17 protein-coding genes are annotated in these 21,495 nt (G+C 55.6%); 7 read left to right on the forward strand and 10 right to left on the reverse strand.

The features are described from left to right. Window positions 1-147: 147 nt before the first annotated feature. Entirely contained in the window at window positions 148-969 is an 822-nt protein-coding gene (gene cysE / locus O9K67_RS00710) for a serine O-acetyltransferase (RefSeq protein WP_061492524.1), read from the forward strand. A 176-nt stretch (window positions 970-1,145) separates the two neighbouring features. On the opposite strand, the gene trmL is transcribed toward cysE, so the two are convergent. The 8 genes from trmL to O9K67_RS00750 all read right to left on the reverse strand — a co-directional run bounded on the left by trmL (window position 1,146) and on the right by O9K67_RS00750 (window position 10,148). Further along, window positions 1,146-1,619 (reverse strand): tRNA (uridine(34)/cytosine(34)/5-carboxymethylaminomethyluridine(34)-2'-O)-methyltransferase TrmL, encoded by a 474-nt coding sequence (trmL, locus tag O9K67_RS00715; RefSeq protein ID WP_061492525.1) that lies wholly within the window; start codon window positions 1,617-1,619, stop codon window positions 1,146-1,148. A 466-nt stretch (window positions 1,620-2,085) separates the two neighbouring features. Beyond that, window positions 2,086-3,273 carry an FMN-dependent L-lactate dehydrogenase LldD gene (lldD, locus tag O9K67_RS00720; protein ID WP_061492527.1) on the reverse strand — a complete coding sequence of 396 codons (1,188 nt, stop codon included), beginning with the start codon at window positions 3,271-3,273 and terminating at the stop codon, window positions 2,086-2,088. Beyond that, a complete protein-coding gene (gene lldR / locus O9K67_RS00725) occupies window positions 3,270-4,046 on the reverse strand; it encodes a transcriptional regulator LldR (RefSeq protein ID WP_061492528.1) in 777 nt (258 codons plus the stop codon). The genes lldD and lldR overlap by 4 nt, the downstream gene beginning before the upstream one ends. Next, on the reverse strand, window positions 4,043-5,698 hold the full coding sequence (gene lldP, locus O9K67_RS00730) for an L-lactate permease (RefSeq protein ID WP_061492529.1): 1,656 nt from the start codon (window positions 5,696-5,698) through the stop codon (window positions 4,043-4,045). Before lldP ends, lldR begins: the two co-directional genes overlap by 4 nt. 267 nt (window positions 5,699-5,965) lie before the next feature. Continuing rightward, entirely contained in the window at window positions 5,966-6,328 is a 363-nt protein-coding gene (locus O9K67_RS00735; RefSeq protein ID WP_061492530.1) for a YibL family ribosome-associated protein, read from the reverse strand. A gap of 56 nt (window positions 6,329-6,384) precedes the next feature. After that, the gene (gene mtlR / locus O9K67_RS00740; protein WP_088238270.1) at window positions 6,385-6,963 is read right to left on the reverse strand and encodes a mannitol operon repressor MtlR; all 579 of its coding nucleotides are present in this window, start codon (window positions 6,961-6,963) and stop codon (window positions 6,385-6,387) included. An 8-nt stretch (window positions 6,964-6,971) separates the two neighbouring features. After that, the gene (gene mtlD, locus O9K67_RS00745; protein WP_456298814.1) at window positions 6,972-8,120 is read right to left on the reverse strand and encodes a mannitol-1-phosphate 5-dehydrogenase; all 1,149 of its coding nucleotides are present in this window, start codon (window positions 8,118-8,120) and stop codon (window positions 6,972-6,974) included. A 117-nt stretch (window positions 8,121-8,237) separates the two neighbouring features. Further along, entirely contained in the window at window positions 8,238-10,148 is a 1,911-nt protein-coding gene (locus O9K67_RS00750) for a PTS mannitol transporter subunit IICBA (RefSeq protein ID WP_061492533.1), read from the reverse strand. Window positions 10,149-10,664: 516 nt separating this feature from the next. Here O9K67_RS00750 and O9K67_RS00755 point away from each other — a divergent pair. The 5 genes from O9K67_RS00755 to O9K67_RS00775 all read left to right on the forward strand — a co-directional run bounded on the left by O9K67_RS00755 (window position 10,665) and on the right by O9K67_RS00775 (window position 16,843). Further along, window positions 10,665-11,273: a glutathione S-transferase gene (locus O9K67_RS00755; RefSeq protein ID WP_061492534.1), complete on the forward strand. Its 609-nt coding sequence runs from the start codon at window positions 10,665-10,667 to the stop codon at window positions 11,271-11,273. Window positions 11,274-11,366: 93 nt separating this feature from the next. Further along, entirely contained in the window at window positions 11,367-12,743 is a 1,377-nt protein-coding gene (gene selA, locus O9K67_RS00760) for an L-seryl-tRNA(Sec) selenium transferase (protein ID WP_061492535.1), read from the forward strand. Then, on the forward strand, window positions 12,740-14,590 hold the full coding sequence (selB, locus tag O9K67_RS00765; RefSeq protein ID WP_061492536.1) for a selenocysteine-specific translation elongation factor: 1,851 nt from the start codon (window positions 12,740-12,742) through the stop codon (window positions 14,588-14,590). Before selA ends, selB begins: the two co-directional genes overlap by 4 nt. An 86-nt stretch (window positions 14,591-14,676) precedes the next feature. After that, the gene (gene exaC / locus O9K67_RS00770) at window positions 14,677-16,215 is read left to right on the forward strand and encodes an acetaldehyde dehydrogenase ExaC (protein ID WP_061492537.1); all 1,539 of its coding nucleotides are present in this window, start codon (window positions 14,677-14,679) and stop codon (window positions 16,213-16,215) included. Between the two features lie 142 nt (window positions 16,216-16,357). Further along, entirely contained in the window at window positions 16,358-16,843 is a 486-nt protein-coding gene (locus O9K67_RS00775; RefSeq protein ID WP_061492538.1) for a 4Fe-4S dicluster domain-containing protein, read from the forward strand. A 54-nt stretch (window positions 16,844-16,897) separates the two neighbouring features. Here the strand turns inward: O9K67_RS00775 and avtA are convergent, their stop codons facing one another. Both avtA and O9K67_RS00785 read right to left on the reverse strand, forming a co-directional pair. Continuing rightward, window positions 16,898-18,148 carry a valine--pyruvate transaminase gene (avtA, locus tag O9K67_RS00780; protein WP_408612841.1) on the reverse strand — a complete coding sequence of 417 codons (1,251 nt, stop codon included), beginning with the start codon at window positions 18,146-18,148 and terminating at the stop codon, window positions 16,898-16,900. A 149-nt stretch (window positions 18,149-18,297) separates the two neighbouring features. Continuing rightward, window positions 18,298-20,334 carry an alpha-amylase gene (locus O9K67_RS00785; protein ID WP_061492539.1) on the reverse strand — a complete coding sequence of 679 codons (2,037 nt, stop codon included), beginning with the start codon at window positions 20,332-20,334 and terminating at the stop codon, window positions 18,298-18,300. A 303-nt stretch (window positions 20,335-20,637) separates the two neighbouring features. Here O9K67_RS00785 and O9K67_RS00790 point away from each other — a divergent pair, with 303 nt between their 5' ends. After that, on the forward strand, window positions 20,638-21,468 hold the full coding sequence (locus tag O9K67_RS00790; protein ID WP_061492540.1) for a protein bax: 831 nt from the start codon (window positions 20,638-20,640) through the stop codon (window positions 21,466-21,468). The last annotated feature ends 27 nt before the right edge of the window (window positions 21,469-21,495 follow it).

Below are 21,495 nucleotides of genomic sequence, written 5' to 3' on the forward strand. Positions count from 1 at the left end.
ATTATCTTTCAGGCTGCTTCCTTGTTGGTTGCGCCTGCGCATCCCCAGTCGCTTACTTGCGTAAGCCGCCGGGGCTGCTCAGATTTGCTGTCCCGAGGCAGTCTGGCTGATGTTGCGTATTGAAACGCAGATATTCTGGAGTAAGCAATGGCGTGTGAAGAACTGGATCTGGTCTGGAACAATATCAAAGCCGAAGCCCGTGCGCTGGCGGATTGCGAGCCCATGCTGGCCAGTTTTTACCATGCCACGCTGCTCAAACATGAAAATCTGGGCAGCGCGCTGAGTTATATGCTGGCAAACAAGCTGGCCTCGCCGATTATGCCAGCTATCGCTATTCGCGAAGTGGTGGAAGAAGCCTATGCAGCGGATCCAGAAATGATTGCTTCCGCCGCTTGCGATATTCAGGCTGTGCGGACCCGCGATCCGGCGGTAGATAAGTACTCCACGCCGCTACTTTATTTGAAAGGTTTTCACGCGCTGCAGGCGTATCGGATTGGACACTGGCTGTGGTTACAGGGGCGTCGTGCACTGGCGATTTTCCTGCAAAACCAGGTGTCGGTGAGCTTCCAGGTGGACATTCACCCGGCGGCGAAAATCGGTCGCGGCATTATGCTCGACCATGCAACCGGCATTGTGGTGGGGGAAACCGCTGTTATCGAAGATGATGTGTCGATTCTGCAATCGGTAACCCTTGGCGGGACCGGGAAAACGTCGGGAGACCGTCATCCGAAGATCCGCGAAGGTGTGATGATTGGTGCAGGCGCGAAAATCCTGGGCAATATCGAAGTCGGTCGCGGTGCGAAAATCGGCGCAGGTTCCGTGGTGTTACAGCCCGTACCGCCGCACACCACCGCCGCAGGCGTTCCGGCGCGCATTGTGGGCAAACCGGAGAGTGATAAGCCGTCGATGGATATGGATCAGCATTTCAACGGTATTAACCACGGGTTTGAATACGGCGACGGAATTTAATTTTCTGGCTATTTTACTCGCCAGCCTGACCCCGGGCAGTGCTTAAAATCCTCACGTACTGTGTGTACGCTCCGGTTTTTTTCGCGCTGTCCGTGTGCAATTTGCCTTCGCTAATAACGCCAGAAAAGTGTTACCCACGTTTCCGATTAATACCCGCCACCCGACACGTTAACTTCTCAGCTTCGCAGTACCGCGCCAGGGTAACCTAACTGGCGCCAGGCCTCATAGACCACCACCGATACGGCGTTTGACAGGTTCATACTGCGGCTGTCCGGCATCATCGGTATGCGGATTTTCTGCTCAGCAGGCAGCACATCAAGAATGGTTGCCGGCAGTCCGCGGGTTTCCGGACCAAACATCAGAAAATCCCCGTCCTGATAACTCACTGCGCTGTGTGCTGGCGTACCTTTGGTGGTCAGCGCGAACAAACGCTGCGGCTGCTCTGCGGCAACAAAAGCGGCGTAATCATGGTGGCGTTTCACGGCGGCGAACTCATGGTAATCCAGCCCGGCGCGGCGCAGGCGCTTATCATCCCAGGTAAATCCCATCGGTTCGATAATATGCAGGTTAAAGCCGGTATTCGCGCACAGGCGGATGATGTTCCCGGTGTTAGGCGGGATTTCTGGTTCGAATAAAACAATGTTTAACATAATGCTGCCCCTGATGATAACGCCGGGCAGAATAGCAGATTTTTCCCCTCACCCTAACCCTCTCCCCAGAGGGGAGAGGGGACAGGCTGGAGCGTTTTTTCACTTTCGCTCCTCAAAAGGGAGAGGGGACAGGCTGGAGCGGTTTTTCACTTTCGCTCCCCAAAGGGGAGAGGGGACAGACTGGAGCGGTTTTTCACTTTCGCTCCCCAGAGGGGAGAGGAGACAGGTTGGTGAGAATTTTCACTTTCGCTCCCCAAAGGGGAGAGGGGACAGGCTGGAGCGGTTTTTCACTTTTGCTCCCCAAAGGGGAGAGGGGACAGGCAGGAGCGGTTTTTCACTTTCGCTCCCCAAAGGGCAGAGGGGACAGGTTGGTGAGGATTTTCACTTTCGCTCCCCAAAGGGCAGAGGGGACCAACTGGCACTGGTTTTCCCCCTCTCCCTTCCAGGGAGAGGGCCGGGGTGAGGGTTATGCCGCATCCCCATGTGCCAGCGGTGCCAATGCGGCGGGCAACTGACGCAACTCCTGCACCAGCGAATCTTTGCTGATTTCACTAATCGATCTCGCGCCGGTTAACGTCATCGCCACCTTCATCTCTTTCTCAATTAAATCCAGCAGATTTGCCACCCCCTGGCGTCCGTGCGTTGCCAGTGCGTAGAGATACGCGCGGCCCAGCAAGACAGTGTCAGCACCGAGTGCAATCATACGCACGACATCCAGACCGTTGCGGATACCGCTGTCGGCGAGAATAGCAATATCCCCTTTGACCGCATCGGCGATAGCCGGTAACGCACGCGCGGATGAGAGTACGCCGTCGAGCTGTCGGCCGCCGTGGTTGGAGACCACAATACCATCTGCGCCAAAGCGCACCGCGTCGCGAGCATCTTCTGCATCCAGGATCCCTTTGATCACCATCGGGCCATCCCAGAATTCGCGGATCCACTCCAGGTCTTTCCATGAAATCGAGGGATCGAAGTTTTTCGCCAACCAGCCAATGTAGTCTTCCAGGCCTGTTGGTTTGCCAAGATACGTTGAGATGTTGCCCAAATCATGAGGACGCCCGTTCATGCCGACATCCCACGCCCATTGCGGGTGTGTTACGGCCTGCCAGTAACGGCGCAGGGCGGCATTCGGGCCACTCATGCCGGAGTGTGCATCACGGTAACGTGCACCGGGTGTTGGCATATCGACGGTAAAGACCAGCGTGGAGCAGCCTGCCGCTTTGGCGCGCTCCAGCGCATTACGCATAAAGCCGCGATCGCGCAGGACATAAAGCTGGAACCACATTGGCCGTTTCAGGGTAGGCGCAACTTCTTCAATCGGGCAGACGGACACCGTTGACAGGGTAAAAGGAATGCCTTTCGCATCGGCTGCACCTGCGGCCTGTACTTCGCCACGTCGCGCATACATGCCGCATAATCCGACCGGTGCCAGCGCCACAGGCATCGAGAGTTTTTCGTTAAACAGCGTGGTGTCGAGACGGAGGTCAGACATATTTTTCAGCACCCGCTGGCGCAGCGCGACCTGGGATAAATCTTCAACGTTGCGGCGCAGGGTATATTCGGCATACGCGCCGCCATCGATATAGTGAAACAGAAACGGCGGCAGAATGCGCTGTGCTGCCGCGCGGTAGTCGCTGGCTGCGGAAATAATCATGCTTTTTTCTCCCTGGAGTGAATATGCTGTTCGTCCGGCAGACGGGTGATCCGCGCCTGTCGGGCCTGATCTTCATCGAATTGGCGAATGGTGGTGTGCACGAAGCCAAGATGGGCCATCATCGCCTGACGCGCGCCCTCGGCGTCTCCGGCAAGAATGGCGTTCATCACTGCCTGGTGCTGTTCGGTAAGCTGTGAAAATACGGGGGGAACCAGGTACATACGCTGGCGGCTCTGCTTCACGGAGGATTGCAGCAGGTCGAAAAAACCCCGCATCGTCTGGAGCAGCACCACGTTGTGCGACGCTTCCGCGATGGCAAGGTGGAAGCGCACATCCGCTTGTGACGCCAGGTCCGGATCATCGGATTGTGTGGCGTCAAAACAGAGGACAATTTTCTCTTTGTCTGCATCCGTTGCGCGCATGGCCGCATGCCAGGCCGTGCTCGCTTCGATGGCGTGGCGCGCTTCAAGGATATCGAAGCTGTAATCCGGATCGTCATTCAGCAGTGTCTTTAACGGCTGCACAATGTTTTGTTCGGACCACTCATCGTGCTGCCAGCGCACAAAGGTGCCGCCGCCGCGACGACTCAGCAACACGCCTTCGCTCACCAGTCGCGACAATGCTTCACGTAATGAGTTGCGCGACACGCCAAGCTGTACGGCAAGCTGGCGCTCAGCGGGCAATTTCATGCCCGCTTCCAGTCGCTGCTCTGCAATCAACGCCCGCACACGGTCAACAACGTCGTCTGTCAGGCGTCTGGGTAACACTTTCATGGGATCATCCAGGTCAGCACATAGGCCTGAAGTGTCGTAATAAGACCGACCATACAGGTGAAAATCAGGCTGTGTTTAACGGTAAAGCGGAACAGATCTGACTCTTTCCCCACCAGGCCAACGGCCGCACAGGCAATGGCGATGGATTGCGGTGAAATCATTTTTCCGGTAACGCCGCCGGTAGTGTTCGCTGCCACCATCAGCACATCTGAAACGCCAATCTGTTGAGCGGCAGTGGCCTGCAAGGCGGCAAACAGCGCATTCGACGAGGTATCCGAACCGGTAAGAAATACCCCCAACCAGCCAAGGAAGGGCGAGAAGAAGGTAAAGGCGTTGCCGGTATGCGCCAGCGCTAATGCCAGCGTTGAAGAGAGCCCGGAGTAGTTGGAAATAAAGGCAAAGGCCAGCACCATTCCGATGGAGTAAATCGGCAATGCCAGATCGCGCAAGGTGCTGGTAAAGGTGCTGACTGCATCTTTTGGCTTCATGCGCAGCCAGATAATCGACAGGATAGCGGCAAACAAAATGGCCGTGCCGGTCGCTGAGAACCAGTCAAATTTATAGATAGCTGCGTAAGGCGTGGCTGCGCTCACCACCGGCGGCATACGGGCGACCAGCTTATCCAGGTGCGGTACGGAAACAGTGAACACCCAGTCATACAGCGCACCGCCAGGGGCGAACATAGCCTTGAACGGTGGGACGCTCCACAACGTGACGGTGGCGGTCAGAAACAGGAACGGTGACCAGGCGCGCAGGATCTGTCCGCCGCTGTAGTGGGTGCGTTGCAGATTGAGATCGACCTGCGATGCGCCCATATCGCCAAAACGGAAAATACGTACCGGTTTCCAGCGCTTGAGGAACAGCGTCAGACAGACCAGTGACACCAGCGACGAGATAATGTCCGGCAGCTCCGGGCCGATAAAGTTTGAACTCAAATACTGCGCAATGGCAAACGAACCACCGGCCACGATCACCGCAGGCCAGGTCTCTTTCACGCCGCGCCAGCCGTCCATAATCGCCATGATCCAGAACAGCACAATGATGGTCAGGAACGGCAACTGACGACCTACCATCTGGCCAATTTCAAAACTGTCCAATCCGGTGACTTGTCCAGCAACCAGAATCGGAATGCCCATAGCGCCGAAAGCGACCGGTGCAGTATTGACGATCAAACACAAACCGGCGGCATACAATGGGTTAAAACCGAGCCCGACCAGCAGTGCAGCCGTGATTGCCACCGGTGCGCCGAACCCGGCCGCCCCTTCGAGAAACGCACCGAACGAGAAGCCGACAATCAGCATTTGCAGGCGCTGGTCCGGGGTGATTGAAAGAATCGACGAACGGATAATGTCGAACTGCCCGGTTTTTACCGAGATTTTATAGACAAATACCGCAGCGATAATGATCCAGGCGATTGGCCACAGGCCGTAGAAGAAACCATACACCACAGAGGCGAGGGCATGATCCAGCGGCATATCGTAGAACAGCAACGCGACTGCCAGTGCGATTGCCACGGTCCAGCTCGCAGCGATATAGCCTTTTAATTTGAGTTTGATGAGCGCAAAAAAGAAAAACAGGATCGGCAGTGAAGCGATCAGACTGGATAGCCAGATATTACCGGCCGGGTCGTAATTCTGTTGCCAGAGATTCATGCAGGTCTCCTGAGAACCACCGTAAAACAGGTGAGCGGTAAGTCTGTGCTTATCTCTGCATCACATGTTTTGTAAAAGTGGTCCTGCCAGTGGTTGTGTGTAGGGTTTGTGATAACGAATGGTTATCCAAATGTTGCTATCTGGCAATTGGGATGTGACGTGATTTTATGGAATTGTGAACAGCAGAGAAAATCAGAGGGTGATTGGTAGGGCCAATTTTGGCAGCACTTGCTCCGATACAGAAAGCAAGTGCTGTGAACAGGAAGGTCAGAAGGCGCTTTTGGCAAAGCCAGTCATGGCGTCGAGACCCATTTCACGCCCCAGCGCTGTCATCGGGTGTACGACTATCAGACCACGGACGCTTTTTTTCAATTTGCCGAGATCCGCCTGCTCTTTTTTGGTGATGGCCCGGCTGAACGGCATTTTCATCAGCTTTTGCGCTTCTTTGCTCAGCTTCTGGGTGTATTGCTCGCGCAGACGGAGGATTTCCGCTTCCAGCGTAGTTTTCTCTTTTTCCAGCTCAGCGTATTTGTCCGCCGCGTCAACTAACGAGAGATCGGCTTGCTGGTGGCGAATGGCGTCGAGGCGGTCGCTCAGACGCTTAATTTCGTTTTTTTCGACTTCTTTCATGGTGCCCGGTTTTGTTGGGGAATAAAAAGATAAGGATACAGCATTTATAACGGAGTTTACTTCTGGAATGCCTTTTTTAAGCTGATACGGGAAATCAACTCGGTGAGGGACAGCACCATCGTGGAACGCACCACCTGCTGGTAGCGCTGTTTTTGCATCGCAAAAAGGTCAGGATCGCTGGTATCGAACAGCGGTGTTGGCGGCAGGGCGGCAACGCAGTGCAACTCGCCAAAAGGCCCGAGGATTTCATCATCGGTAAAGGAATATTCCGTGCCGTCGTGGTTCAGTTCCTCGCGTAGCGCCATCAGCAGTTCCGCATCTTCATACTCCGGGCGGGAAATGACCCCAAGACCGTAAATCAGCTTCAAACGCACAGACAAATTGCCCAGCGGTCCATCTCCGTCAAGTAGCGGCTCAACTGCATATTTCACCGCATAGTCGTCTTTGCGGAATACCTGCAGCACCAGAATATTGATCGCCTCATTGAGCAACTCAACGGCGGCAATCAAAAAACTTCGCACGGTTTTGCCAGCATTCAGACGCTCGAGTACACGGTTTTCGAAGGCCTGCGTTTTTTCCATTATTGCCTGCATATCTGACAATTTCGTTAACAGGCGCGGGGAATCCCGCGCCATAGTCGGCATCATGCCTTTGCGTTATAGGCGTTGACGGCTTCGTTAACGACCGGGCTGTTGGCGTCCAGACCAGAAATCTGCGCCAGCGCAGCCTGCGGGCCTTTCTCGTCGATAAGCGCTGCCAGCTCTTGTGCTTGCGGATCCTGTTCGCTGCGGTAATGCATGGCGGCGGCAATGCCTTTCACCAGGTTCGCATGCGGCAGGTTGTACTCCAGCGTGCCGAGCAGCGGTTTGATCAGACGATCGCCAGCGCTCAGTTTACGCAGCGGCTGACGTCCTACGCGCTCAACATCGTCTTTCAGATAGGGGTTTTCAAAACGACCCAGGATTTTCTGAATGTACGCGGCGTGCTTATCGGCATCAAAGCCATAACGCTTGATCAGTACCGCACCGCTCTCTTCCATCGCGCCTTTCACAACGGCACGGATGTTGGCATCCAGGATAGCGTCGCGAATGGTTTGAAGGCCGGTCTGTTTTCCAAGGTACGCGGTTATAGCATGCCCGGTATTCAGCGTGAAGAGCTTACGTTCAACAAATGCCATCAGGTTATCAGTTAATTCCATCCCGGGGATGTTCGGTAGCGCGCCTTTAAACTGGGTTTTATCCACAATCCACTCACTGAATGTTTCCACTGTCACTTCCAGCGGATCATGGGTGGCCGATTCAGAAGGCGGAACGATACGGTCAACGGCGGAATCGACGAAGCCGACGTGCTGATCAACCCAGGCTTTATCTGCATCCGCCAGCGCGGCAATGACATGGCCTTTCAGTTGCGTGGTGCCGCGCACCATATTTTCGCACGCGATGATATTCAGCGGTGTGGTAATGCCCTGTGCTTTACGTTTCTCCAGCCCTTTGGCGATAGCCGGCGCAATGCGTTCCAGAACGACCGGGCCAACAGCGGTGGTCACCAGATCCACGGAAGCGATCAGTTCGACAACCTCATCACCGATACTGCTGACGGCGTTGACACCGGAAACCGTATCCACCTGCTCATTTTCACCAACCACATGCACCTGATAGCTATGACGGGCATTAAGGGCGTCGAGAACCACCTGATTCACATCGGCGAATGTCAGTTCAATCCCCGCGTCGGCCAGTAATTTGCCGATGAAACCACGTCCGATATTTCCTGCGCCAAAATGCAATGCTTTCATAGTGTTAACCTTCATCAATGTTTTTACCCGAGAGGGCTGGGGTGAGGAACCACGAAAATTTCTCCTCACCCTAGCCCTCTCCCCAAAGGGGAGAGGGAAGAGGTTAGCGCCGGTCTGTTATTTACCGATCAGCGCCAGGACTTCTTCAACGCTGGTAGTATGCGCCAGACGTTCAATGACCGTCTCGTCATCCAGTGCGTTGGTCAGGCTGGTGATCACCTGGATGTGCTCGTTGTTGCGCGCAGCAATCCCGATGACCAGGCGGGCGATGTCTTCTTCACCCTCGCCAAAGCGAACGCCTTCCGGATACTGGCAGAACACCACACCCGTTTTCAGTACGCGATCTTTGGCTTCCACGGTGCCGTGCGGAACCGCGATAGATTCACCCAGATACGTCGGGGTCAGTTTTTCGCGCTCCAGCATGGCATCTACATATTCCGGCTGAACGTAGCCGCCTTTTACCAGTTGTTCACCGGCAAAACGGATGGCTTCTTCTTTGTTGCTCGCTTTGCGACCAAGGAAGATGTTCTCCGCACCCAGCTTGAACAGATTGCTGTTGGAGGCATCGAAGCTGTCCTGCAGGCTGCTGTTCACTTTGGTCTGGTTGTCGTTGTGGCGCTGTGCAGCCACCAGACGTTCAGTCAGACCGGTGTACAGGCCGCTGTCCAGGAAGTTGGTCAGGGAGATATGCTGCGCCTGCGGTGCCTGGCGCATAGCGCGCTCGGTCAGATCGCGGTGCGTAATCACCAGATCAACGTCAGAGGGCAGGCTGTTAATCGCGCTGTTGGTCACCGAAATATTGGTGAGGCCTGCATCCTGCACTTTCTTACGCAGTACGCCTGCACCCATGGCGCTGGAGCCCATACCGGCATCACAGGCAACGATGATTTTACGTACGTGGCTCAGGTCGTTGGTCACGTCGCCAGCCGCCAGCGGCGTTGCGCCTTTAGACTGTGCTTTCATGTCCTGCATACGACGGGTAGCCGCTTCGATATCTTCGTCCTCTTCTTTCACTTTGCTGGTTTTCAGCAGAATGGAGGCGATCACGAAGGAGACGATCAGCGCTGCGAAGATGGCTGTCAGGTTAGCGAAGTACGCACCTTTTGGCGTCATCGCCAGCACGGCCAGGATGGAACCCGGAGAAGCCGGAGACACCAGACCGCCGTTCAGCACGCTCAGGGTGAACACGCCAGTCATACCGCCAAGAATAACGGCCAACAGCAGACGCGGGTTCATCAGCACATACGGGAAGTAAATTTCGTGGATACCACCCAGGAAGTGGATGATAGCCGCACCGCCAGCAGACTGTTTAGCGCTGCCGCGGCCAAAGAACATGTACGCCAGCAGAACGCCCATCCCCGGACCCGGGTTTGCTTCGATCAGGAAGAAGATAGACTTGCCGATGTCATGCGACTGCTGAATACCCAGCGGTGAGAAGATACCGTGGTTGATGGCGTTGTTGAGGAACAGGATTTTCGCCGGTTCAACAAAGATAGACGCCAACGGCAGCATGTCATGCACAACCATGAAGTTAACGCCTGCCGACAGAACTTTGGACAGGACTTCAACCGCAGGGCCAATGCCGAGGAATGCCAGGATAGCGAGGATCATACCGATGATGCCAGCGGAGAAGTTATTCACCAGCATTTCAAAACCGGATTTGATCTTGCCGTCTACAGCGGCGTCAAATTTCTTAATGCAGAAACCGCCCAGCGGGCCGGCAATCATGGCACCGAGGAACATCGGCATGTCTGCACCGACGATCACGCCCATGGTGGTGATCGCGCCAACAACGCCGCCGCGATCGCCGCCAACCAGACGACCACCGGTGAAACCGATGAGCAGCGGCAGCAGGTAAGTAATCATTGGACCAACGAGTTTCGCCAGCGTCTCGTTTGGTAACCACCCTGTAGGAATAAACAATGCGGTGATGATACCCCACGCGATAAACGCGCCGATGTTAGGCATCACCATATTGCTAAGGAAGCGACCAAAGCTCTGCACCTTGATCTTGATATCGGATGACATAAAACACCCCTTCTTATGTTTGCTATCGCACAGGCCGGAAGCCCGAGGTTTGTTTGTTAATGTGGCGGCAGAGGTAGCCGGACCTGGGTTATCAGTGATGCGAAATCTCGCACCGAATGGGCGTACTGTCCAGATGGTGCTTCTTTGTGTGATCAAAATCACATTAATACAGGGGGATATCGGGTCTTTATGGTGATCACGGTCACAAAAATCGTGTGTAAAAAAAGAACAAAGAATAAAAAACAGGCTAAACAAGGCATTAAATGTGACTAACTTCGCATTTTCTCTCGGGTACTTTGTTATTTATTTGTGATATTGATCACAAGATATTTTCGCCAGGACTTTTCTGAGTGTGATCGATCGCAAATTGTGTATTTTTCAACCAGTTCGATTTGTAACTCCCTTTCATTTGCGGCTGTGGTGCTAATCTGGGCGGTAAAGTTTGCATATTGGTGAAACGGTCTGATTCCGTTGGTGCATACTTAATTTCTTAGTTGGCGAAAAAAGGACCAGGCAATGAAACTGATTGGCAGCTACACCAGCCCTTTTGTACGCAAAATTTCGGTGATCCTGTTGGAAAAAGGGATCACATTCGAATTCATCAACGAACAGCCGTATAACGCCGTTAACGGCGTGGGGCAATTTAACCCCCTTGGCAAAGTCCCGGCGTTGGTGACCGATGACGGCGAAGTGTGGTATGACTCGCCGATTATCGCGCAGTACATTGATTTATTAGGTATTGCACCGGCGATGTTGCCAGCGGATGCGAAAGCCGCGCTAAAAATTCGCCAGCTTGAAGCACTGGCAGACGGCATTATGGACGCTGCGCTGGTGTCGGTGCGTGAGCTGGCGCGCCCGGTGGAGCAGCAGTCTGAAACCGAACTGCTCCGCCAGCGGGAAAAAGTGAACCGCGGGCTGGATGCGCTGGAAAGCTATTTGCGTGACGGAACACTGCATGTTGATAGCCTCAATCTGGCGACCATCGCGATAGCCTGCGCCATCGATTACATCAACTTCCGCCACGTTGCGCCCGGCTGGTGTGTTAATCGCCCGCTGCTGGTCAAACTGGTGGAAAACTTGTTCCTGCGTGAGAGCTTCGCCCGCACTGCGCCGCCAAAGGCGTGATAACCATGATGTCCGCCTGAACAAAGTCGCTGTACAATCCCCTCACGTCAAATTGCCCCTGACGGGAGGGGCAACCAACAGCCAGGCCTTTTCATGACTACTCTTTACAGCCAGATCCCTTCTACCGATCGCCTGTTACGTGACGAGGCGTTCACTTCTCTGTTAGCGACGTTTGGTCACCAGCGCGTGGCCCAGGCGTTGCGCCAATTACAGGATGAAGCGCGTGAGCAGATCCGCACTGCGCAGACACTACCCGACTGGTGCGAAAATTGGGCGACGGAAACACAACGGCGACTGGAATGCAGCGAAACCAGTGCGTTGCGCCCGGTATTTAATCTCAGCGGGACGGTGCTGCATACCAATTTAGGCCGAGCGATACAGCCGCAGGCGGCGATCGATGCGGTCGCTCAGGCGATGGGGTCACCGGTAACACTGGAGTACGATCTCGATGGTGCCGGACGGGGTCATCGCGATCGGGCGCTGGCCGATCTTTTGTGTCAACTGACCGGTGCGGAAGATGCCTGTATTGTAAATAACAATGCGGCGGCAGTGCTGCTGATGCTGGCCGCCACGGCGGCAGGCCGGGAAGTGGTTGTGTCGCGCGGCGAACTGGTGGAGATTGGCGGCGCATTTCGCATTCCGGATGTGATGCGTCAGGCTGGCTGCGTATTGCATGAAGTCGGCACGACCAATCGCACCCACGCAAAAGATTATCAGCAGGCCATTAATGACAATACTGCACTGCTGATGAAGGTACACACCAGCAATTACCATGTCGAAGGGTTTACCAAAGCGGTGAGCGAGGCCGAACTGGTTACGCTGGCGCAGGCGTCCGGGTTACCGGTGATTGTCGATCTTGGCAGCGGTTCGCTGGTGGATTTAAGTCTTTATGGGTTGCCGCAGGAACCCATGCCGCAAGCGCTGATCGCCGCAGGCGTGAGTCTGGTGAGTTTCTCCGGCGATAAACTGCTGGGCGGCCCGCAAGCCGGGATTATCGTTGGTAAAAAAGCGCTGATTGCGCAGTTGCAGCAACATCCGCTGAAACGCGCCCTGCGTGCGGATAAAATGACGCTGGCCGCGCTGGAAGCCACGCTGCGTCTTTATCTGCACCCGGAGAAGCTCCGGCAAAACCTCCCGACCCTGCGCTATTTAACACGCCCGGAACCGGAGATCCGCGAGCAAGCGCAGCGTCTGTGTGCTGCGCTGACGTCGCGCTATCGTGAGTTTGCTATTCGGGTCGAGGCTTGTCAGTCGCAGATTGGCAGCGGTTCGTTACCGGTGGACAGGCTGCCAGGTGCGGCGCTGACGTTTACTCCCCACGACGGTAGCGGCCGTCGACTGGAAGCGCTGGCGATGCAGTGGCGGTCACTGCCGCAGCCGGTGATTGGCCGTATCTATGATGGCCGCCTGTGGCTGGACTGCCGCTGTCTTGAAAATGAATCCCGCTTGCTGGAGATGTTGCTGAAATGATTATTGCCACTGCCGGGCACGTAGACCACGGCAAGACCACCCTGATTGAAGCCATTACCGGCGTGAACGCTGACCGTTTGCCGGAGGAAAAAAAACGCGGTATGACCATCGATCTCGGCTATGCCTACTGGCCGCAGCCAGATGGGCGGGTGCCGGGTTTTATCGATGTTCCGGGGCATGAAAAATTTTTATCGAATATGCTGGCGGGCGTTGGCGGCATCGATCATGCCTTGCTGGTGGTGGCCTGTGACGATGGGGTGATGGCGCAGACACGCGAACATCTGGCGATTTTGCAGTTAACCGGTAACCCGGCACTGACGGTGGCGCTGACGAAAGCCGATCGTGTGGATGAGGCGCGTATTGCCGACGTGCGCGAGGAGGTGCAAAACACCTTACGTGCTTTCGGTTACCCGCAGGCGACCCTGTTCGTCACGGCGGCTACGAGGCAGCAGGGGATTGATGAATTACGCGCGCATCTGCTGCAACTGCCGGAGCGGGCGCACCCGGAACACCAACGCTTTCGCCTGGCGCTGGATCGCGCGTTTACCGTCAAAGGGGCAGGGCTGGTGGTGACCGGTACGGCGCTATCCGGCGATGTCCGCATCGGCGATACGCTATGGCTGACCGGGGTGAATAAACCGATGCGCGTGCGTGGTCTGCATGCGCAAAATCAGCCCGTTGAGCGGGCGCACGCCGGGCAACGTATCGCCCTGAATATTGCTGGCGATGCGGAAAAAGAGGCGCTGAGTCGTGGTAACTGGCTGCTGTCGCAGCAACCTCCCGAGCCCACGGAGCGGCTGATTGTCGCCCTGCAAACACATACGCCGCTGACGCAGTGGCAATCTCTGCACATCCATCATGCCGCCAGCCACGTTACTGGCCGCGTGTCGCTGCTGGAGAATGACCTGGCGGAGCTGGTGTTGGATACGCCGCTGTGGCTGGCGGATAACGATCGATTGGTGCTGCGGGATATCTCCGCGCGCAGCACGCTGGCGGGAGCGCGGGTAGTGGCGCTGAATTCGCCGCGCCGGGGAAAACGTAAAACGGACTATCTGAACTGGATCACCGCGTTGGCGCAGGCGACCGATGATGCACAGGCGTTGTCGGTGCATCTGTCACGCGGCGCTGTCGAACTTACGGCCTTTGGCTGGGCACGCCAGCTCAGTCCGGACGGGCTGGAGAGATTACTGAACCAGCCGGGATTTATCCGCGCCGGAGATAATCTGCTCGATGCACCGGTGGCGGCGCGCTGGCAGCGAAAACTGCTGGAAACGCTGGCGACCTATCACGAGCAGCATCGCGAAGAGCCGGGACCGGGGCGCGAGCGTCTACGACGCATGGCACTGCCAATGGAAGACGAAGCGCTGGTATTAACTCTGATTGAGCGTATGCGCGAAAGCGGTGAGATCCACAGTCATCACGGCTGGTTGCATTTGCCTTACCATAAAGCAGGTTTTACCGATGAACAGGCGCAATTATGGCAGAAAGCCGCGCCGCTATTTGGCGATGAACCCTGGTGGGTGCGGGATGTGGCACGCGAAGTCGCGGCCGATGAACAGGTGATGCGTACCGTATTGCGGCAAGCCGCGCAGCAGGGGCTGATTACGGCGATCGTGAAAGATCGTTATTACCGCAACGATCGGATTGTGACGTTCGCCACGATGATCCGCGAGCTGGATCAGGCGCGCGGCACTACCAGTGCGGCGGACTTCCGCGACCGGCTTAACGTCGGGCGTAAGCTGGCTATCCAGATCCTCGAGTATTTTGACCGCATCGGTTTTACCCGCCGTCGCGGCAACGATCATATCCTGCGCGACAAGGCATTGTTTACCAAAGAAAACGACTGAAGATTTGTTTTAAGTTATTGCGGGCTGGCGAATATTTCGCCAGTCGCGTCTACCCTTGTAAGGATAACTGTCGCAAGGAGACGCCGATGACCACCTCCCTCTCAACGCCCTCTATCCAGCCCGGGAAATACGGTTTTCCCCTGACGTTAAAAGCCCGCTATGACAACTTTATCGGTGGCGATTGGGTCGCCCCCGTGGCGGGCGAGTATTACCCGAATCTTACGCCAGTGACCGGTCAACCGTTGTGCGAGGTTGCCAGCTCTGGCCCGCAGGATATTGACCTCGCACTGGATGCCGCCCACAAAGCCAGAGCGGCATGGGGAGCAATGTCCGTCCAGGCACGGGCGGCAATATTGCTAAAAATCGCCGATCGCATGGAGCAAAACCTCGAACTGCTGGCGACAGCGGAAACCTGGGACAACGGTAAACCGATCCGCGAAACGCAAGGCGCAGACGTGCCGCTGGCGATCGATCATTTCCGTTATTTCGCGGGCTGCATACGTGCGCAGGAAGGCGGGATCAGTGAACTTGATAACGATACGGTGGCGTACCATTTTCATGAACCGCTCGGGGTAGTCGGGCAGATCATTCCGTGGAATTTTCCGCTGTTGATGGCGTGCTGGAAAATGGCCCCTGCGCTGGCGGCTGGAAACTGTATTGTGCTGAAACCCGCGCGTCTGACACCGCTCTCGGTACTGTTGCTGATGGAGATTATCGGCGATCTGCTGCCGCCGGGGGTCATCAATGTGGTAAACGGCGCAGGAGGCGAGATTGGCGAATATCTCGCCACTTCAAAACGCATCGCCAAGGTGGCGTTTACCGGTTCGACAGACGTGGGCCGACAAATTATGCAGTACGCCACACAAAACATTATTCCGGTGACGCTGGAGCTGGGTGGAAAATCACCGAATATTTTCTTCGCCGATGTGATGGATGAAGAAGACGCCTACTTCGATAAGGCCCTGGAAGGGTTTGCCCTGTTCGCCTTCAACCAGGGTGAGGTGTGCACCTGTCCGAGTCGGGCGCTGGTGCAGGAATCCATCTACGAGCGCTTTATGGAACGCGCGATTCGCCGGGTTGAAAGCATTCGTAGCGGTAACCCGTTAGACAACACCACGCAAATGGGGGCGCAGGTTTCACAAGGGCAGATGGAGACCATTCTCAATTATATCGCCATAGGCCAGCAGGAGGGAGCGGACATTCTCACCGGCGGGCGGCGTAAAGTGCTGGCGGGGGATCTGCAAACAGGTTACTACCTGGAGCCGACAATCCTGTTTGGTCAGAACGCGATGTGCGTCTTTCAGGAGGAGATTTTCGGCCCGGTGCTGGCAGTCACAACCTTCAAAACGGAGGATGAAGCCCTGGCACTGGCCAACGATACGCTCTATGGCCTCGGCGCAGGCGTCTGGAGCCGTAACGGGTCATTGGCCTACCGAATGGGGCGTGGCATCCAGGCCGGACGCGTATGGACCAACTGCTATCATGCCTATCCTGCACATGCAGCGTTTGGCGGCTACAAGCAGTCGGGGATTGGGCGTGAAACCCACAAGATGATGCTGGAGCACTACCAGCAAACCAAATGCCTGTTAGTGAGTTACTCCGACAAGCCACAAGGGCTGTTCTGACCCGCGCGTTAACACATCGTTAAGGCAAAGCGCCAGACATGTTCATGCAGATGACAAATCTGGCGACTTTCCCTGCCGCGATCAAAGCGCCGCCATGACGTTTTCTGGCACCCTTGTTTTTTTGTGTCAGGCGGAGTGGAGAATGAACCGTTTTATTATCGCCGATCCGGGTAAGTGCATTGGCTGCCGCACCTGTGAAGTGGCCTGTGTGGTGTCGCACGAGGACAACCAGGATTGCTCGGTCGTCAAACCCACCACGTTTTCCGCACGCATTCGCGTGGTAAAGACCGGTACGTTCTCTACGGCAGTGACCTGCCATCACTGCGAAGATGCGCCTTGCGCCAATGTTTGCCCGGTCGGGGCGATAAGCCGTGTTGAGGGGGCGGTGTGCGTGGAACAGTCCCGCTGTATCGGCTGTAAGAGTTGCATGATTGCCTGCCCGTTTGGCGCCATGCAGGTCACCGTGCTCAATAACCGGGCGCAGGCGCTGAAGTGCGATTTGTGCCAGCACCGTGAGAATGGCCCTGCCTGCGTGGAAGCCTGCCCGACCGGTGCGCTAAGCTGCCTCAACCCGTCAACGCTGCGGGAAAATCGCCTGCGTGGTCAGTTAGCCGGGTGTGTTGCCTGATTACGCGCGTAAAAAAGCCCCCGGTAAGGGGGCGTATTATGCGGTTGTCCGGCTTCAGTTTTCCTGCCAGGCTTTTTCAACTTCTTCGGCGAGAACTTTCACACCCTCTTCGATCAGCGAGGGTTCCGGCACATAGTTCATACGCATGCACTGATGAGTATGCGGCCAGGGCTTATCCAACCCCGGGAAGAAATAATCTCCGGGCACCATCAGGACACCGCGTTTTTTTAACCGCTGATACAGCAGCTCCGTGCTGATGGGCAGATCCTTAAACCACAGCCAGAGGAATATCGCCCCCTCCGGCTTGTGGATCAGGCAGCGCTCTTCAGGTAAATAACGGCGCAGCGTGGCGATGGTTTCCTGCACCCGCTGGTAGTAAAAAGGTTTTATCACCTCTTCGGACAGGCGCAGCAGGTCTTTGCGTTTGATCATTTCGCACATCATTGCCGGACCGATACCGCCTGGTGCCAGACTGATGATGCCGTTCATGTTGCGGATTGCCGAGATCACTTTGTCATTGGCGATAATAATGCCGCAGCGGCTGCCTGGCAGGCCCAGCTTCGACAGACTCATGCACAGGATAATATTCGGGTTCCACAGCGGGCGCGCTTCGCTAAAGATGATCCCCGGAAAAGGCACGCCGTAAGCGTTATCGATCACCAGTGGAATGTTGTGCTGATTAGCCAGCACATCCAGTTTCATCAGCTCTTCATCAGTAATGACGTTGCCGGTCGGATTGGTCGGACGCGAGACACAGATCATGCCTGTCTCTTCGCCAATGTGTAGGTGTTCGAAATCGACGTGGTATTTGAACTGGCCTTCGGGTAACAGTTCAATATTGGGCCGTGCGGAGACGAACAGGTCTTCTTCCAGCCCTGAATCCGCGTAACCGATATACTCCGGTGCCAGTGGGAACAACACTTTTCTGGTGCTTCCATCGGCGCGGCGACCGGCAAACAGATTGAATAAGTAGAAAAAAGCGCTCTGACTGCCATTTGTCAGTGCAATATTCTGCGGCTCAATATCCCAACCTAATTCTTCGCGCAGCATGCCTGCCAGCGCGGTCAGCAGCTCGGTTTTGCCCTGCGGACCGTCATAATTGCACAGCGCATCAGTCGCTTTGCCGTTTTCCACCATCTCTGCCAGCAGCTTGTGGAAATAATCGGTCATCGCCGGAATTTGCGCCGGGTTACCGCCGCCAAGCATGATCGCGCCAGGCGTGCGTAAACCGTCGTTGAGATCCTCCATCAGGCGTGTAATGCCTGCATGGCGGGTGAATTTGTCGCCGAAAAGTGAAAATGTCATCGCTACTGTTCTGCCGGACTGCTGTTCAAAGTGGCTAACCATAGCGCTCTGAAAGGCAGGGTGCAAATTGCACCCCGATGCTCTCTGTCGTACTTTATTCCTGTTCGGTCCAATAATTTGGAGTTATATGCTGATATTTGCCTTATGACTCAGCGCTGCGGCAGCCCGGCCCAAATCACCATCACTTTGTCATTGCCCGATTCGCGAACGAATCCGTAACCCTGCGGCAGCGTTAGCGTTGTCTGTTTCCCTGCGCCGAGCGCCGGATGGCGAGCACGGAACTGGCCCAGTGTCTGCCAGTGGCGCAAGCTCTGGGCGGCGCTACCGTTCAAATCCTGCCAGTTCATATCTGAGCGCGTGCCCTGTAACGGGTCCGAACCGGTGGGGCCAAAGGGACGCGCCGATTCATCGCCGTAAAAGATCTGCACCGCGCCCGGGGCAAGCAGCAGAAGTTCTGCCGCCTGCTGTCCCCCCTCGCGGAACAGGCGGGTGTCGTGCGAGGAGAGATAACTCAGCACGTTGAAGTTCTGCAATTTATCGGCCATCTGCTGCCAGATCGCATCCATATTCGCCAGACAGGGCACAGCACTGGCCGCCTGCTCCTGATAATCGAAGTTGATCATCGCATCAAAACCATGCTGGTAATAGTCGCTGCGCATCACGCCGTGGCCCCAGGATTCACCGGTCATCCAGAAGGGGGCATCGTCAATTTTCTTCTGCGGATTGGCCTGTTTCCACTCCGCCAATGCCTGCGTCGCCTGGGTTTTCAGTTGTTGCCAGGCATCCCGTTCAACGTGTTTGGCGGTGTCCACGCGAAAGCCATCAATGCCATAGTCCCGTACCCATTGGCTCAGCCAGTGGGTGAGGTAATCCCGTGGCGTAAAGCCGCTGATTTCCTGCGCATGGGTATCGGGTTTATGCCGGTAAAAGACCGGCAGACCGGAAGGCGTGGTGGATTCGGTTTTCAGGTCGGGCAGAAACGCCAGCGACATGGTCAGATCGTCAACGCCGGGGCTGTCGTAATCGCCAATGTCGGTGCGGATCCACGCTTTTCCCCACCAGTTTTGCCAGGCGGTTTTATCGCTGAAGTTGATGTAATCGTTAAAGCTGTGCCAGTTCTGTCCGGCCGCGGGACGCCAGTCTGTCCAGTGCTGACCCAGGATTTTCTCGCGCTCACCCTCTCTCAGATAGAGCGCACCAAAGCCGAAGGTTTGCATATCCGCCAGCGTTGCATAGCCGGTGTGGTTCATCACCACATCAAACAGGACGCGGATCCCCCGTTTGTGCGCTTCGTCCACCAGAGTACGGAGATCATTTTCGGTGCCCATGTTGGCGTCGAGACGGGTCCAGTCCTGAGTGTAATAACCGTGATAGGCATAATGAGGGAAGTCCCCTTTGGTTCCACCGCCCACCCAGCCGTGGATCTGTTCCAGCGGTGAACTTATCCACAGTGCGTTGATGCCAAGTTGTTGCAGATAATCCAGTTTGGTCGTCAGTCCTTTCAGGTCACCGCCGTGAAAGGTACCAATGTCCTGCAGACCATCTTTATGCCGACCGTAGCTGTTATCGTTACCCGGATCACCGTTGACGTAGCGGTCGGTGAGCACGAAATAGACAGTCGCGTTGTGCCATTGAAAGGGGGCTGTACCTTGCGTGTCTGCTGACTCCAGCAGTAATAAACCGTCACTGTTTGCGGCTGGCTGTAAGGTGACCTTGCCATCGCGCACGGTAGCCGTGCGCTGACTGTAAAAATCCCGCACCTGACTGCCTTCCGCGAACGTGTTACCTACCGCAATGGTGAGCGGTTTGTCGTCGCGAACCGGGCATTGACGCTGTGCGGTAGCAGGCGTCGCCGCAACGTCATTTTTCACAGTGAGCATCAGCGTGGGTGTGCCGGAGCGGGTATCTATCTGTAACCGATAATCGCCATCGCGGAAGATCCGCCACGGCGGCGCGTGACCGGTACAGGGTATCAGCGACAGCGTCTGGTTCAGTTTAATGCCATCCGCTGGCTGCCAGCACTGTTGACCATCCTGCAAGGTAAAGGGCTGCGCGCCCTTCTTTAACGCAGCTTCACTGTGCCAGACGCCAGCGCCACTGCTGCTGAAGGGCGGGAAACCGCGGACAGTCCAATCGGCGAGCGCGAGCGTGGGCAAAAAAAGCAGTAACAGCGCGGCGTGTTTCATATGCAGTCCCTGTGAGAGCGATTGTGGCTCAGTTTGCCACGATGGACGTGCGGAGAACTCCTCCCGCAAGACGTATTGCGGGGGAGGAGGGGAAAGGGGGATCGAACCCGGTTTATTTGCGATAAACACCACATTTACGGGAGATTGTTTGTTTTATGTGCAGTTTCTCCGTGACATGATTTCAGAATTGGATTATTTCTGTACGTGCTCTTGCAGGCTATTTTTGGTATGATTTGAGATTCAGCTCTCAAAATTGTGCAAAAAAGAAGGTGTTGGAATGTTCATATCCGACCAGGAGACTTAATGATATCGATACCCATGCGACGACCTGGGGCGACGATACTCATGTTTTTCACCCTGATGTTTTCAGGGGGGGTGCTGGCAAAGACACACACAGCAGAAACAGCGAGTCACAAAGCCCACGTCACTAAGGCAAGCGTAAAAAAACAGGCAAGCAGTAAACAAGAGTATTCTCGCAATAGTGTAAATAGCAGTTCACTTCCTGATTTGCGAAAATACCCTTCCGGAACCCCAAGGAAAAAAGCGTTTCTCCGGACAGTAATGCCTTATATCACCAGCAAAAACTCAGCGATTGCAGCCGAGCGTAACTGGTTGCTCAGTAAACAATACGACAGTCAGTGGTCGCCTGCCGAACGCACGCGTCTGAAGGAACTGACCAAACGCTACAAAGTGAGCTGGTCCGGGAATACGCGCCGTATTCCGTGGAACGTGCTGCTGGAGCGTGTGGACATCATCCCGGACAGCATGGTGGCGACAATGGCGGCAGCGGAAAGCGGTTGGGGAACCTCGAAGCTGGCGCGGACGAACAACAACCTGTTTGGTATGAAGTGTGCCAAAGGGGCATGTAAAAATGGGCCGGGTAAGGTGAAAGGTTACTCTCACTTTGAGTCCGTGCAGGAGTCTGTTGACGCCTATGTTACCAACCTGAATACACACTCTGCGTACGCCTCTTTCCGTAAGTCACGGGCGCAGTTGCGTAAAGCGGATCAGGAAGTGACAGCGACCAACATGATCCATAAGCTGCAGGGTTATTCGACCCGGGGCGCCAGTTACAATAACTATCTGTTTGCCATGTATCAGGACAATCAGCAGTTAATTGCCTCTCATATGTAATCTGCCAAATGCCTTCCACCCGGAAGG

Source organism: Kosakonia oryzendophytica, from assembly GCF_027886705.1.
Taxonomy (GTDB): domain Bacteria; phylum Pseudomonadota; class Gammaproteobacteria; order Enterobacterales; family Enterobacteriaceae; genus Kosakonia; species Kosakonia oryzendophytica.

What these genes read in the sequence shown, in the direction of transcription:
- lldR (WP_061492528.1), bottom strand. Translation starts at nt 4,046, where the DNA reads ATGAAAGTGTTACCCAGACGCCTGACAGACGACGTTGTTGACCGTGTG.
- O9K67_RS00735 (WP_061492530.1), bottom strand. Translation starts at nt 6,328, where the DNA reads ATGAAAGAAGTCGAAAAAAACGAAATTAAGCGTCTGAGCGACCGCCTC.
- O9K67_RS00750 (WP_061492533.1), bottom strand. Translation starts at nt 10,148, where the DNA reads ATGTCATCCGATATCAAGATCAAGGTGCAGAGCTTTGGTCGCTTCCTT.
- O9K67_RS00790 (WP_061492540.1), top strand. Translation starts at nt 20,638, where the DNA reads ATGATATCGATACCCATGCGACGACCTGGGGCGACGATACTCATGTTT.
- O9K67_RS00775 (WP_061492538.1), top strand. Translation starts at nt 16,358, where the DNA reads ATGAACCGTTTTATTATCGCCGATCCGGGTAAGTGCATTGGCTGCCGC.
- selB (WP_061492536.1), top strand. Translation starts at nt 12,740, where the DNA reads ATGATTATTGCCACTGCCGGGCACGTAGACCACGGCAAGACCACCCTG.
- mtlR (WP_088238270.1), bottom strand. Translation starts at nt 6,963, where the DNA reads ATGGCGCGGGATTCCCCGCGCCTGTTAACGAAATTGTCAGATATGCAG.
- trmL (WP_061492525.1), bottom strand. Translation starts at nt 1,619, where the DNA reads ATGTTAAACATTGTTTTATTCGAACCAGAAATCCCGCCTAACACCGGG.
- lldD (WP_061492527.1), bottom strand. Translation starts at nt 3,273, where the DNA reads ATGATTATTTCCGCAGCCAGCGACTACCGCGCGGCAGCACAGCGCATT.
- lldP (WP_061492529.1), bottom strand. Translation starts at nt 5,698, where the DNA reads ATGAATCTCTGGCAACAGAATTACGACCCGGCCGGTAATATCTGGCTA.
- O9K67_RS00785 (WP_061492539.1), bottom strand. Translation starts at nt 20,334, where the DNA reads ATGAAACACGCCGCGCTGTTACTGCTTTTTTTGCCCACGCTCGCGCTC.
- avtA (WP_408612841.1), bottom strand. Translation starts at nt 18,148, where the DNA reads ATGACATTTTCACTTTTCGGCGACAAATTCACCCGCCATGCAGGCATT.
- O9K67_RS00755 (WP_061492534.1), top strand. Translation starts at nt 10,665, where the DNA reads ATGAAACTGATTGGCAGCTACACCAGCCCTTTTGTACGCAAAATTTCG.
- cysE (WP_061492524.1), top strand. Translation starts at nt 148, where the DNA reads ATGGCGTGTGAAGAACTGGATCTGGTCTGGAACAATATCAAAGCCGAA.
- exaC (WP_061492537.1), top strand. Translation starts at nt 14,677, where the DNA reads ATGACCACCTCCCTCTCAACGCCCTCTATCCAGCCCGGGAAATACGGT.
- mtlD (WP_456298814.1), bottom strand. Translation starts at nt 8,120, where the DNA reads ATGAAAGCATTGCATTTTGGCGCAGGAAATATCGGACGTGGTTTCATC.
- selA (WP_061492535.1), top strand. Translation starts at nt 11,367, where the DNA reads ATGACTACTCTTTACAGCCAGATCCCTTCTACCGATCGCCTGTTACGT.